Consider the following 12,758-nt stretch of genomic DNA (forward strand, 5'->3'; position numbering starts at 1 on the left):
CGCCGCAGCTCCAGCCCCAGAGGATGGAAGCTCGCTGAGATGGGTGTTGGTAACGCCGTTCAGAATGCATCGCTCGGCGAAGAGATCGTAGCTCGGATCAATGAGCTTGGTGAGATCTCGCAAGAAGCCGGCAAGCTGACCCGCATCTATCTCAGCAAGGAATTGCGCAAAGCCGCGGACTTCATCCTTGGCTGGATGCGCGACGCCGGCATGAGCGCGCATCTCGATGCGATCGGCAATGTCTGCGGCCGATATGAGGGTGAGCGGCCGGGTGCGCCCTGCCTGATGCTTGGCTCGCATTACGACACCGTGCGCGACGCCGGCAAATGGGATGGGCCGCTGGGAGTGATCACCGCAATCGCCTGCGTCGCCGATCTCAACCGCCGCGGCAAGCGCCTGCCGTTCGCGATCGAGGTCATAGGCTTCGCCGACGAAGAAGGGGTGCGGTTCGCCTCGACGCTGCTCGGCAGTCGCGCGGTGGCAGGCACGTTTGATGAGAGCGTCCTGGCAACCCGCGACCGCGACGGCGTCTCGATGCGCGATGCGCTCGTGCTATTTGGCCTCGATCCCGATCATATCGGCGCGGCCGCGCGGGCGCGGCGCGAGTTGCTTGCCTATCTTGAGCTGCACATCGAACAGGGACCAGTGCTGGAAGCACAGAACCTGCCCGTCGGCGTGGTCACCGCGATCGCGGGCGCCACGCGGCTTGCCGCACGACTGACCGGCATGGCCGGTCACGCCGGAACGGTGCCGATGGCGCTGCGGCGCGACGCGCTGACCGGCGCGGCCGAATGCATTGGTGCGATCGAGCAGTTTTGCCGGACCGACGAGAGCGGGCTGGTCGGCACCGTCGGTTATATCCACGCCAAGCCCGGCGCGACCAACGTCATTCCCGGTGAGGTATCGTTCACCATCGACATGCGGGCGCCGACCGATATGCATCGCAAGCGCGCGGTCGCCGATGTCGTCCGCCAGATCGAGGCGATCGCAAAGCGCAGGCAGCTGTCGCTTCAGCTCGACGTCACCCACGAAAACCGCACCGCTCCTTGTGCGCCCTGGCTGAAGGAGCAGATCGCGCGGGCAATCGCTGCGGAGGGCCTTTCCGTATTTGAGCTGCCGAGCGGGGCAGGGCACGATGGCATGGCGATGATCGACATCGCCGATGTCGGCATGATCTTCGTGCGCTGTCGCGGCGGTATCAGCCATCACCCGGACGAGCATGTCGAACTCGCCGATGCCGATGCCGGTGCACGGGTGCTGCTGCAGGTGATCGAGAATTTCACGCCGCGGGAGGACCGCGCCACGTGAATTGATTGTCAGAGAGCCCGCAAGTCACCGGGTAGAGATACGAATCAGGCATGTTTAGAATGGTGACTGCCATCATTCGGGATCACGAGACATCAGCCGACTTACGCACATGAACAGCGACATCTCTTTTCCATCACATCGTGAGAACCGGTTTTATCAGGGGACGACCGCGACCTTTGTCGCCAACGCTCTTCAGGCGGTCAATTTTCTCGGCGATCGATTCCTGAGAAAATCGCATCATTCGTTGTCGGCCATCGAGGATCTTTACCGTCACTCGATGGACAGCGCCTTTTCGGTAACTGAGGCTTTCCTCGTCACGGGGGCGCCGCATGCCTCCGCCTATTATCCGCGCGACTTCGCCTGGTTCTATCCCGACGTTCTCGATCCCAAGACCATCATGGATTCGCAGGACGCGGCGCGGCGGGCGCATTTGCTCGAAAGGAGCGTGCGCCTGTTGCTGGAGGCGGTTCGCGCCGACGTCGTCACGACGACCATCGTTCCGGCGGGGCGTGCCCGGTATCTTGGCGTGAATTATTTCTCGCGCCCCTCGGATACGCTGCTCGGCATTCTCGCCGGGCTCCAGCAGATGATATCTGCCGAGGAGAGGGCGTCGTCCCATCTGGCGATGTCACAATGCGCGCATGCGGGCCGTCTGCTGCTGGCCGAATACGGTGTCGACTTGAAGCGGGCGATTTTGCAGCTCGCCAGCGAATTGGAGCCCTTCCATGACGGCGGCATCAGGTATTTGCTTTGCGACGTGAGCCGGCCACGGTCTGCGGCAACGGACACCCGCGCTGAACGCAGGCGCTTTGTCACCAATGCCTGCGTCTACACAACATTCGTTTGGGGCGTGCTGCTCGGTGTCGTCGACGAGAATGAGCTTAAGTCGCTGCTCGGGCGCGAGCTCTCGCAGTACAAGAGGGACCTGCTGCATCTGTTCGGCAAGGGCGGCTATGTCACGCATTCCCTTGATGGCCCGGCGAGTTCTCCGGTGTCTTCGGTTGCGTTGGATTTCGTCAGCGTGCATCGGGGCTTCTGGGATCTGAGTGAGGCAAGCGAACGCACGCTGTTCGCGGCGACGACGGATCTGGTCATCGCCGAACCGCGGTTTCGCATACCCGGAACATCCCACTTCCTGGTGTCGGCGGATAATCCGCGCAACAAGATGATCCACAAGATTGCGGCGCCCGCCTACCAGGGACGATCCTCCTGGCCGACGTTCAACGTCGAGTTTGCCGATCGTATGCTGGACTACGACGAATTCTCGGGGCGCGACATCTACCGGACCTGCGCCCAAGGAATATTGAAGGACATTCGGACCGCGACCGAAGTTCACGGTGGATATCAGGAATTGTTATCGGAACAGGGCCTGAAGTATCGCACCTGGGCCTACAAGGGCGCCGTAGCGCACTCCTGGTTTCCGCGTTTCCTTTCCGTTTGGAGCAGGGCGTTCGGAACGCCGTTGCTGCATTGGGGTAACTGATCCGCGCTAACCAGCCGTCACGTCGACCAGTTCGCCACCGTCGAGCACCTTGGCTGCCTTGGCGCGGTCGAGGTCACCTTCCCAGGCCGCGACCACCACGGTCGCAACGCAATTGCCGGTGAGGTTGCCGACCGCGCGGGCCATGCCGATGAACCAGTCGACCGACAGCACCAGCACGAGGCCGATCGCGGGGATGCTCGGCACCGCGTTCAGTGTCGCTGCGAGGATCACGATAGCGGAGCCCGGCACCCCATGTGCGCCTTTCGATGTGATCAGGGAGACGCCGAGCACGAGCAGAAGATCGCCGAAGGACAGTGGCGTGTTCGTTGCCTGCGCGATGAAGACGACGGCAAGCGTCAGGTAGATCGAGAAGGCGTCGAGATTGAAGGAATAGCCGGTCGGAATCACCAGGCCGACGACGGAGTCCTTCACTCCCATCCGCTCCAGCTTCTTCATGATCTGCGGCAGCACCGCATCGGAGGAGGCGGTCGCGAGCACGATGGTCAGCTCCTCGCGCAGGTAGGCGAGGAACTTGAGGATGTTGATTCCGGCGAGCGCCATCACGCTGCCAAGCACGCCGAGTACGAAGATGCCGACCGAGACATAGAACAGCATCACCAGCGAGACGAGTTGCTTCAGCGAGCCGACGCCGTATTTGCCGACAGTGTAGGCCACCGCGCCGAGCACGCCGAGCGGGGCGATGCGCACGATCAGTCCCATGACGCGAAACAGTACGGTCGAGGCGGCGTCGATGAGGGAAGTAACGAGCTTGCCCTTTTCACCGCCGACGAGCGCGAGGCCGACGCCGAACAGCACGGCGAAGAACAGGACCTGGAGCACGTCATTGCGCGACAGGGCGTCGAACGAGGTGCTTGGGATCACGTTGAGCAGAAAGGAGCCGATGCCGCCGCCCTGAAGCTTGTGGGCGTTGTCGGCATAGGTGTTGAGCGCCTTGGCATCCAGCGTCGAGGGATCGATGTTCATGCCATGGCCCGGGCCGAAGGTGTAGGCCAGGATGAGACCGACCACGAGGGCGACCGTAGTCATCACCTCGAAATAGACCAGCGCCTTGACGCCGACGCGGCCGACCTTCTTGAGGTCGCCGGCGCCGGCAATGCCGTGCACGACGACGCAGAACACGATGGGCGCCACGATCATCGAAATCAGCTTCAGGAAGGCGTCGCTCAGGATCTTGAGGCTGATGGCGAAGTCTGGCACGGCCACGCCGAGGATGATGCCGAGAATGAGCGCGGCTAGAACCTGGACGAATAGCGAGGTGTAAAGCGGCTTGCGCTCGGCGGCCGGGGCCGCAGCAATGGTCGACATGGTGACATCCCGTTTTGACGCGTCTTAGACGCCAAAAGGAGCAACAACCGTGCCAGATTGTCGCTGATCCCGGCCGAAAATGGTCTATTCCGCCGCCTTCGCCGTTTTGCCGAACATCCGGGTCGGTGCCGGGAAGCCACAGGACGTCCCGTCGGTGATCTTGACCTGGTCTTCCCACGGCAGGCGGAAGGTGCCTGCGACCATGTCCTGCATGAACGAATAGGGGCAGTCCATCGCGCCGTCCTTCACCGCGACGTAGCCGCGATGCCAGAGCTGGTAGATGTTGTTCTCGACGCCCCAATTGATGCGAGCCTCGCGCACCAGATCGGGCCGCACCTCAGCGGTGATGATCTCGTCGGCCCGGCCGGTTGTGCCATGTGCCAGCACCGTGCCGTCGAAATTGACGATCATGCCTTCGCCCATGGAATCGAATGAGCCGTCCGACCCGCACATGCAGACGTTTGCCGTTACCATCAGGTTCTGGAACGAATTGGCCTGGTTGGTGAAGCGCCAGGCGTCGCGGATCGGGGCGGTGTAGCCCGCGGTGCGGATCATGATCTCCGCGCCTTTGTAGGCACATTCGCGAGCCATCTCCGGGAACATGCCGTCGTGGCAGATGATGAGCGCGATCTTCGCGCCCCTCGGGCCCTCGATGACGGGAATACCGACATCGCCCGGCTCCCACGGTTCGACCGGAATCCAGGGGTGCAGTTTTCGGTAGTAGAGCTTGATCTCGCCGTGATCGTCGATGATCAGGCCGGAGTTGTAGGGATTGCCGTGCGGGTTGAACTCCATGATGGAGAAACAGCCCCAGATCTTGTTGTTGACGCAGGCCTTCTTGAAGGCCGTCACCTCAGGCCCGTCGAGCCGGCACATGATCTCGGGGTTGGTGTCCATCGAGAGTCCGTGCAGGGAATATTCCGGGAAGACCACCAGATCCATGGTGGCAAGATTGCGGCGGGCCTTGCCGACCATCCAGACGATGCGCTCGGTCTGCCGCGCCAGATCAGCCGCGGTCGCGACGTTGGGCAATTGCAACTGCACCAGCCCGATGACGACGCCCTCAGGCGATTTGTTCAACCCGCCAAGCCCGTTCATGAACAGCTCCCTTGCTGGATCAAACGCTGGCGACATTGCCGGCGCGATCTGTCGGGTGCCAAGCAAATCCGACTTTTGCGGCCGGCAAAAGGCTATTTCTCGGGCGGTGAAGCAAGAGTGTGGGCATCACGCGGGCGGAACATGCCATGAGAGTGCGAAGGCGCATCGGCTGTTCCTGATCTCCTGGGAGCCCCGTGGGCCTCTTGAGCGTCCCGCCGCACCGCGCACGAACCCCGCATATTATTGAGGCGCGAGGTGCCTCGAATGTCGCCTTGACCCGTCGCGACCGCCGATGTCAGGCTTATGACATGAGTACAGTAAGGCGACACGGCGCAAATCTTCGCGACGAATATGCCGAGTTGACGCGGCAGCGTATCGTTGCGGCCTTCGTCGAGACGCTCGAGGATGATGCCGCGGACGAGGTCTCGATGGCTGCCGTCGCCAGGCGCGCGAAGGTTGCAGAACGCACCATCTATCGGCATTTCAAGACTCGCGCGGAGCTGTTTGCAGCGGCCGGTGAGTGGATCGAAGACAACGTCTTCGGCTACGTTCCCTTTTCCTCGCCGGACCAGCTGCCGGTTATCTTTCGCAAGCTCTGCAAGAGCTTTGATCGCCATCCGAATCTTGCGCGTGCAATCGCCATGACGCGGGTCGGCCGCAGCGTGCGGGCCAGCTTTCGGCGGCATCTGATCGACCAGCACAGCAAGGCGATGGCACCTCTGGTGCGGCACCTCAAACCGAAGGAGGTCCGCCAGGCCGAGGCGCTCGCAGCCTATCTCAACAACGTGCTCGCCTGGAGCGCGTTGCGCGAAGACTTCGGCATGTCGAGCGCCGAGATTGCCGATGCGATCGACTGGGCGCTCAGCACGCTCCTGAAGGATATCCGGCAGCGCGACGCGGCTGCGGCACGGCTGCGTTCCGAACAAGGTGGCAAGCCGCCGCGGAAACGAACCGCGGCGAGAGAGCTGTCATAGGGTGGAGCAGGGCATGACAACCTCGAACGAGATGCCGGACGACCTCTTGATCAACGCCGCCGATGAGGTTCGCATCCGGCAGGATCTGGTGCTGACGGCGCTCGGTCGCCGCCCGGCCGATCGGAGCTTGCGGGTCGGGCGTTTGCTCGACGTGCACAGCCGCACCTGGAGCGAAGATCAGGAGATCGTGTTCAAGGGCCGAAGGATCGCATGGGTCGGACCGGCCGGAAGCTATCCCGGCGAAGTCAGCGAACGCGTGCATCGTCCCGATCTTGCGGCCGTTCCAGGTTTCGGTGAAGTGCACAAGCATATCGAAAGCTCGCATCTGACGCCGGAATGGGAGGCCGCGCTGGTGCTGCCGCATGGCAATACCTGGACCTGCGAGGCGAGCCACGAATTCTCCAATGTCAACGGCGCACGCAATCTCGAGTTTTGGTTCGAGGCACGCCGTCGCGGATCGCCGCTCAAGATCTTTCCGCAGCCCGGATCGGCGGTGCCGCCCACGGCCTATGAGTGGGGTGGCGGCTGGTATGGTCGCGACGAGCAGGCGAGCTTCATGAGCGAGAGCCTGATGGTCACCGGGCTCGACGAGGTGATGGACTGGCCGGCGGTCTGGAATCCCGACAACCCGTCCTACAAGCGGCTCTGGGGCATGATCGAAGCCACGTTCGCGGCGCGCGGTGTCGTCGAAGGCCATGGCTCCGGTCTGCGGGACCTGCCATCCATCAACGCCTTTGCCGCGGCCGGCCTCGCCTCCGATCACGAAGTGCAGACGCCGGAGGAGACCTGGGACAAGCTCACCCGCGGTCTCTTCATCGAGTTGCGCGTCTACGCCATGCCTGAGATCGTCGCCTGGCTGCTCGCCAAGGGTTTGCAGGACTGGTCGCAGATCGCATTCACCACCGACGACCGCAGCGCCAGCCATACGCTCGAGCTCGGTGCCAGCGATCACAACGCGCGGGTCGCGATCGAGGCTGGTCTGGCGCCGGAAGTCGCGATCCAGTGTCTTACCATCAATCCCGCGAGGCACATGCGCATCACCCCGTTCGTCGGCAGTCTCGCCCCGGGGCGTTTTGGCGACGTCGTGCTGCTCTCTGATGTCGCCAAGCTGAGCATCGCCGAAGTCTGGGCCGACGGTGCGCAGGTATCCGAAGGCAAGCACTACCTGCGCAAGGTTCCCGAAATCTCCTGGCCCGATTGGGCGACCAGGACAGTGAATATCAAGCGCGCGATCCAGCCGAAGGACTTCGAGCTATCGGCCGAACCCGGCCGCACCACGATGAAAGCCGCCGTGATCCGCCCGTTTCATTGGCATCCGGAGTTCTACACAATCGAACTGCCGGTGCGTGACGGCGCCGTGCAGCGCGATGAGAGCGAGGCCATCACCAAATTTGCCATCGTCGATCGCTTCTCCGGCGACGGTCGGGTTGCAAAAATGTTCTGGCGCGGCTGCGGACCGCGCACCCCGGAGACCGCGCTTGCCTGCTCGGTCGCGCACGACAAGCACAACATCTGGGTGGTCGGCTCATCCGACGCCGCGATGGCCAAGGCCGTGAACGCGCTGGTCGAACGCCAGGGCGGATGGTCGCTGGTCAGAGAAGGCGAGCTCGTTGCTACCGTGCGGTTCGAGGTTGGCGGATTGATGAGCTGCCGATCGGCGCAGGCGCTCGATGCCGAGATGCAAGCGCTCTATGCGGAGGGCCGCAAGGTGGACTGGATGTATGAGCCGACCTTCCGGCCGCGCTGGTATCCCGGGTTTCCGGAGCGCTTGATGTTCGCGACGCTGACCTGCGCGCCCTGGAGCTGGGTGCTGGTCGCGCCCTGCGAGCAGGCGCCGCTCGGATTTATCAACGTCCAGACCGGCGAAGCGCACCCGGTGGTCTGGTGAGCGCTGATGGGGAGACGGCGATGAACGAGATGACGCTGCCGCAAACGAATTCCGCAGACGCCGCGCCAAAATCCGTCGAGCCGTCGGGCCCGCAAGGTCCAATCGACCGCCTCTTCGGCCTGTCCGAGCGCGGCACCACGGTTGGACGCGAGGTGATGGCCGGCGCGACCACATTCGCGGCGATGGCCTATATCATCGCGGTGAACCCGGCGATCATGTCCAATGCCGGGATGGATCGCGCCGATCTCGTCAGCGCGACAGCGCTCGCGGCGATCTTCGGTTCGGTAGTGATGGGGCTTTGGGCCAATCTGCCGCTCGCCGTTGCGCCCGCGATGGGCTCCAACGTCATCTTCACCTATGTGATCGTCAAGCAGATGGGCATGCCCTGGCAAGGCGCGCTCGCCATGGTCGCCTTTACGGGCGTGCTATTCCTGATCCTCAGCCTGTCGAAGCTGCGCGAGCGCATCGCACGCGACGTTCCCGAAGCGTTGAAGATTGGCATCCAGGCCGCGGTCGGCACCTTGATCGTGTTCATTGCGCTGCGCGGCGCCGGCCTCGTGGTGCAGAACCCCTCGACCTATATCGCCATGGGATCGCTGCGCAGCCCGCCGGTGCTGCTGACGCTCGCAGGTCTGCTGTTCACGCCGGTGCTGGTGGCGCGACGGGTTCCCGGCGGACTCATCTTGTCCATCGCCGTGCTGACCCTGATCGGCTTCTTCGTTCCCGGTGTAAACGGCAAGATGGTAACCTCGATGCCGTCGGCGATCCTGTCATGGCCGCGCTGGCCGACCAGCACCTTCATGGCACTCGATGTCGGCTATCTCATCAGTCACTTCGTCGTGGCGCTGCCATTGCTGTTCTACTTCCTGTGCGCCGAATTCTTCTCGACTCTGGGAACGCTGATCGGGGTGACCGGTGCAGCCAATTTGCGCCGCCCGGATGGTTCGATTCCGAATGCCACCGCTGCCTTCGCCACCGATGCGACGGCATCCATCGTCGGCCCGTTGCTCGGCACATCGGTGGTGACGGCCTACATCGAATCGATCACGGGCGTGCAGGCCGGGGGACGCACCGGCCTGACGTCGCTGACGGTCGCGGCGTTCTTCTGCCTTGCCTTGTTCTTCTGGCCTGTCTTCATCATCATTCCACCGCAAGCAACCGCACCTGCGCTGGTGCTCGTCGGCGTGCTGATGATGCAGGGCCTCGCCCGCGTTGACATGACCGATCTGGTCAACGCCGTGCCCATCGTGCTGACGCTGCTGGTCACCGTGCTGACCAACAATCTCATCAACGGAATGGCGCTCGGGACGTTGAGCTATATCGCACTGGAGGTCTCGATGAGCCGGGGAGGGCGGATTCCTGCCATGGTCTGGGGTCTCGGCGTGGTGTTCATCGCTTATGCGTTCGTGACCGCACAGATCTTTTGAGATGTCCGGATGTCGCGAAAAACCTAGGCCGCCAGATCGAGGAGGTGGCAAGATCCCCGCACCAGCACCTTGCGCCCTGTCGACGTCATGACGGGAACGCCGTCCCTGATCGTGACAAGACCGAACTTGACCAGGTCTTCGACGACGTAGGTCTTCATGAGGCGACCGCGCGGCATAGGATTGCGAAGCGCTTTCAGAACCTCCCATTGGTCCGGCGAAAGATCCAAGTCGACATCGATGTTCATGTTGCCTCAAGATATATGGCCGTTCGCGTGCACCTGTTAACGGCGCTGCGTGAACATCGTGCGACGACATTGAGTCGGGAATTCGATAGCTGTTTAGAAGGTCTCTTCACAAATTGCCGCACGTTGTTGCGTCACAATAGTTAAGATCCGCAGCGGACGAATATCGTCCGGGTCATCGATCACCAATTGATGATGTTGGCGTGATGCTGCGTCGCAAGGATCGCGCTGCACGGGCAGTACTGCTGCCCCATTCCGCGCTGCGAGGTGCACAGGAGGTGGGCCGAGCGTTCAAGGGTCTGTTACGCTGATTTACGGGGGAATAACTTCACGCGACAGGAGTGGAGTGCATGAACAGGCTGGTCGAAATTCGCAGTCAGGAATTGTTTTGCCGGGAGCGCGCGGCGCTGGATTCGGAGCGACGCGTTTTCTGGCTCGCGCAGGCGGAAGAGTGGGAGCAGCGTGCTCTCGACGAAATCGCGTATCACTTCCGCGAGTGCAATCTGGCTGGGGTCGAGCTGACTGCCGCCTGACGCGAGCCGATCGTCGCCTACTGATAAGTCGCCACGATATCGGACACGGCGCGCTCGAGCTGCTGGGCGGTGGCGCATTGGCGCACCAGGCTGCAAAAGGTCGCGTAGCGCGGCATTTCCGAGTCGCCAAAGCCCCAGGCGAGCCGTCCTTCGGGATTGAGCCAGACCAGCCGTTTCGAGCGCTCGGAGATACGGCGCAAAATGTCGGCGCGCGGGTCGAGGTTGTTGCTGCGGGCATCGCCGAGCATGATTACCGTCGTCTGCGGCGTTAGCGTGTTCATCCACTGCTTCTCGAAATCGACGAGGGAAGAACCATAGTCGGATGAGCCGAAGCCAACCTTGGACATGATCTCGGCCATGGCCTCTTCCGGCGACTTCGATTCCAGGATGTCGCTGACCTCGATCAGATGCGAGGAAAAGGCGAAAGAGCGTACGTCGTCGACCACTTCATGTAGCGAGTGGATCAGGAGCAGGAAAAAATCGGAGACCTGCGCGACCGAGCCCGAGACGTCGCACAACGCCAAGATCTTCGGCCGGTCGCGATGCTTGCGCTTCCAGGCCGTGAGAAAGGGGACGCCGCCCCAGGCCGCGTTGCGGCGCAGCGTGCGGCGTACGTCCAGATGGCCGCGGCGCTGACGCTTGCGCGGCTTTGAATAGCGCTCGCGCAGCCGCCGCGCGATCTGGCGGATGAGTGCGCGCATCTCCGCGACCTGACGCCGTTCGATGCGCGCGAGCGGCGCGTTGCGCAAGATCTCGTTGCGGAGGTTTTCGGCCTCTTCGCGGGCATAGAGCGCAAGCCCCTGCGCGACGGTGTCGCGCACGGCCTCGCGCAAGCCCTCGAGCGTGGCGCGGAGGCGCTCGGCCAATGCCGGGTTGGTCGCGGTCAGCTCGTCGAGGTCGTCGCGGAGCCGCTGGAGGCCCATGGCGTCGAGGATGCGGCTGGAGAAAATGCCGCGTTGTGTAGAGTAGCGGATGTCGGACAGGGACGCCGCGCCGGCGGCGCTGGCGATCGCGGCCGCGATCGCATTGCGGTCCTGCGAGAGCAGCATCTGCGCAAGCGGTCCCAGTCCTTCGGACGGCTGATTCGCGCCCGCATCGCTGGTTGCACCCGAGGAGCGAGATTGAGCCGCTTCCTGCGGAGTGTCGTCATTGTTGGCCTCAGGCTGCTCTTGTCGTGGCTCAGGCTGGCTGAAGAACAGATCAAAACACTCGCCAAGCGCAAGCTTCTCATCTTGCGACTTGGCGAGGGTCAGAAGGAGGGTGTCGCGAAGAATGGCGCGATCGGACAAGCCGACCTCTGCGACCGCACGCATCGCATCGATGCTTTCAGCAGGCGAGACATGCACGCCGGCGCCGCGCGCCGCCCGAAAGAAACGATGGATATTCTCGCGCATCGGAGTCAACCGAAGACGTTGGATCGTGCTGCCTTGGCAATGAAGGTCGTGATCTGGGGCTGAGCCGCTTCGATGTCGGCCTCGTATTTCAGGAGCACATTTAGCGTGTCCTTGACGATCTCGGTGTCGAGCTCGGAAGCCTGAAGCAGCACCAGGACGCGCGCCCAATCGATGGTCTCGCTGACCGAGGGCAACTTCTTCAGATCCAGCGAGCGGATTTCGTGGATGAAGCCGACCATCTGCCGGCGCAGCGTCTGCGAGATGCCGGGCACGCGGCTTTCGACGATGCGCTCCTCCAGCCGCTGCTCGGGGAAGCCGATATGCAGATGCAGACAGCGCCGCTTCAAGGCGTCGCCGAGATCGCGCTCGCTGTTGGAGGTAAGGATCACCGTCGGCGGCGTGATCGCGAAGACCGTGCCGAGCTCGGGGATCGTGACCTGGAAGTCCGAGAGGATCTCGAGCAGCAGCGATTCGAATTCGGCGTCGGACTTGTCGATCTCGTCGATCAGCAGCACACAGCCGCCGGGATGCTCGAGCGCCTGAAGCAGCGGCCTCGGCTCGACGAATTCCTTGGAGAAGAACACGTCGCCGAAATCGTGGAGCTGTTCGAGCGCGGCATGCAGCGTCCGTGCGCCACCAAGGACTTCGCCGAGCTTGTCCTTGAGGATTTGGGTATAGAGGAGCTGCTTGGCGTATTTCCACTCGTAGAGCGCCTTGGCCTCGTCGAGACCCTCATAGCATTGCAGCCGGATCATCTTCTTGCCGCGCCAGGCGGCGACCGCCTTGGCAAGTTCGGTCTTGCCGACGCCCGCGGGACCCTCGACCAGGATCGGCTTCTCGATCCGTTGCGACAAATAGACGGCGGTCGCGATCTGCCGGCTGGCGATATAGCCCTGCGCGGCGAGGCCGCTCTCCACTGCCTCGATCGCGGTCGAGGCCTTCTGTTCAGCCACGAAAGGGCGCTCCCAAAGGTCTTGCTTGAGGCTTGTTCTGCCTGTGTTCCGGGCAAAGAACAAGCCTCGTTTGGGAGGCAGCAGACCCGCGCGAACGGTGATTTTTCCGCTTCGCGCAAATAGTTGCGCGAT

At 62.8% G+C, this 12,758-nt stretch carries 11 protein-coding genes; 6 read left to right on the forward strand and 5 right to left on the reverse strand.

The features are described from left to right. The first annotated feature begins 39 nt into the window (after positions 1 to 39). A complete protein-coding gene (locus FXV83_RS08125; RefSeq protein WP_148738656.1) occupies positions 40 to 1,308 on the forward strand; it encodes an allantoate amidohydrolase in 1,269 nt (422 codons plus the stop codon). 109 nt (positions 1,309 to 1,417) lie between these two features. Beyond that, positions 1,418 to 2,791: a hypothetical protein gene (locus tag FXV83_RS08130; protein ID WP_148738657.1), complete on the forward strand. Its 1,374-nt coding sequence runs from the start codon at positions 1,418 to 1,420 to the stop codon at positions 2,789 to 2,791. A 6-nt stretch (positions 2,792 to 2,797) separates the two neighbouring features. On the opposite strand, the gene FXV83_RS08135 is transcribed toward FXV83_RS08130, so the two are convergent. Both FXV83_RS08135 and FXV83_RS08140 read right to left on the reverse strand, forming a co-directional pair. Next, positions 2,798 to 4,117 (reverse strand): dicarboxylate/amino acid:cation symporter, encoded by a 1,320-nt coding sequence (locus FXV83_RS08135; protein WP_148738658.1) that lies wholly within the window; start codon positions 4,115 to 4,117, stop codon positions 2,798 to 2,800. Between the two features lie 84 nt (positions 4,118 to 4,201). Then, positions 4,202 to 5,215 (reverse strand): formamidase, encoded by a 1,014-nt coding sequence (locus FXV83_RS08140; RefSeq protein WP_148738659.1) that lies wholly within the window; start codon positions 5,213 to 5,215, stop codon positions 4,202 to 4,204. 308 nt (positions 5,216 to 5,523) lie between these two features. Between FXV83_RS08140 and FXV83_RS08145 the strand changes: the two genes are divergently transcribed. From FXV83_RS08145 to FXV83_RS08155, 3 genes are read left to right on the forward strand one after another with little or no spacing between them, the layout of a single operon-like run. Next, entirely contained in the window at positions 5,524 to 6,189 is a 666-nt protein-coding gene (locus tag FXV83_RS08145) for a TetR/AcrR family transcriptional regulator (RefSeq protein WP_148738660.1), read from the forward strand. A gap of 13 nt (positions 6,190 to 6,202) precedes the next feature. Next, positions 6,203 to 8,077 (forward strand): adenine deaminase, encoded by a 1,875-nt coding sequence (locus tag FXV83_RS08150; protein WP_148738661.1) that lies wholly within the window; start codon positions 6,203 to 6,205, stop codon positions 8,075 to 8,077. Positions 8,078 to 8,097: 20 nt separating this feature from the next. Continuing rightward, positions 8,098 to 9,504, forward strand: a complete 1,407-nt coding sequence (locus tag FXV83_RS08155) for an NCS2 family permease (protein WP_148738662.1) — start codon at positions 8,098 to 8,100, stop codon at positions 9,502 to 9,504. A 23-nt stretch (positions 9,505 to 9,527) separates the two neighbouring features. Here FXV83_RS08155 and FXV83_RS08160 read toward each other — a convergent pair whose 3' ends face one another. Next, entirely contained in the window at positions 9,528 to 9,749 is a 222-nt protein-coding gene (locus FXV83_RS08160) for a hypothetical protein (RefSeq protein ID WP_148738663.1), read from the reverse strand. Between the two features lie 347 nt (positions 9,750 to 10,096). Here FXV83_RS08160 and FXV83_RS08165 point away from each other — a divergent pair, with 347 nt between their 5' ends. After that, positions 10,097 to 10,279 carry a hypothetical protein gene (locus FXV83_RS08165; RefSeq protein ID WP_148738664.1) on the forward strand — a complete coding sequence of 61 codons (183 nt, stop codon included), beginning with the start codon at positions 10,097 to 10,099 and terminating at the stop codon, positions 10,277 to 10,279. A 17-nt stretch (positions 10,280 to 10,296) separates the two neighbouring features. On the opposite strand, the gene FXV83_RS08170 is transcribed toward FXV83_RS08165, so the two are convergent. Then, positions 10,297 to 11,673: a vWA domain-containing protein gene (locus FXV83_RS08170; protein ID WP_148738665.1), complete on the reverse strand. Its 1,377-nt coding sequence runs from the start codon at positions 11,671 to 11,673 to the stop codon at positions 10,297 to 10,299. 5 nt (positions 11,674 to 11,678) lie between these two features. After that, positions 11,679 to 12,626 carry an AAA family ATPase gene (locus FXV83_RS08175; RefSeq protein WP_187435747.1) on the reverse strand — a complete coding sequence of 316 codons (948 nt, stop codon included), beginning with the start codon at positions 12,624 to 12,626 and terminating at the stop codon, positions 11,679 to 11,681. Between the last annotated feature and the right edge of the window lie 132 nt (positions 12,627 to 12,758).

It is taken from the genome of Bradyrhizobium hipponense, from assembly GCF_008123965.1.
In the GTDB taxonomy this organism is placed as follows: Bacteria; Pseudomonadota; Alphaproteobacteria; order Rhizobiales; family Xanthobacteraceae; genus Bradyrhizobium; species Bradyrhizobium hipponense.

Bases quoted from the DNA above. Each gene is read 5' to 3' on its own strand.
- FXV83_RS08140 (WP_148738659.1), bottom strand. From the start codon at position 5,215: ATGAACGGGCTTGGCGGGTTGAACAAATCGCCTGAGGGCGTCGTCATC.
- FXV83_RS08125 (WP_148738656.1), top strand. From the start codon at position 40: ATGGGTGTTGGTAACGCCGTTCAGAATGCATCGCTCGGCGAAGAGATC.
- FXV83_RS08135 (WP_148738658.1), bottom strand. From the start codon at position 4,117: ATGTCGACCATTGCTGCGGCCCCGGCCGCCGAGCGCAAGCCGCTTTAC.
- FXV83_RS08165 (WP_148738664.1), top strand. From the start codon at position 10,097: ATGAACAGGCTGGTCGAAATTCGCAGTCAGGAATTGTTTTGCCGGGAG.
- FXV83_RS08145 (WP_148738660.1), top strand. From the start codon at position 5,524: ATGAGTACAGTAAGGCGACACGGCGCAAATCTTCGCGACGAATATGCC.
- FXV83_RS08155 (WP_148738662.1), top strand. From the start codon at position 8,098: ATGAACGAGATGACGCTGCCGCAAACGAATTCCGCAGACGCCGCGCCA.
- FXV83_RS08150 (WP_148738661.1), top strand. From the start codon at position 6,203: ATGACAACCTCGAACGAGATGCCGGACGACCTCTTGATCAACGCCGCC.
- FXV83_RS08130 (WP_148738657.1), top strand. From the start codon at position 1,418: ATGAACAGCGACATCTCTTTTCCATCACATCGTGAGAACCGGTTTTAT.
- FXV83_RS08170 (WP_148738665.1), bottom strand. From the start codon at position 11,673: ATGCGCGAGAATATCCATCGTTTCTTTCGGGCGGCGCGCGGCGCCGGC.
- FXV83_RS08160 (WP_148738663.1), bottom strand. From the start codon at position 9,749: ATGAACATCGATGTCGACTTGGATCTTTCGCCGGACCAATGGGAGGTT.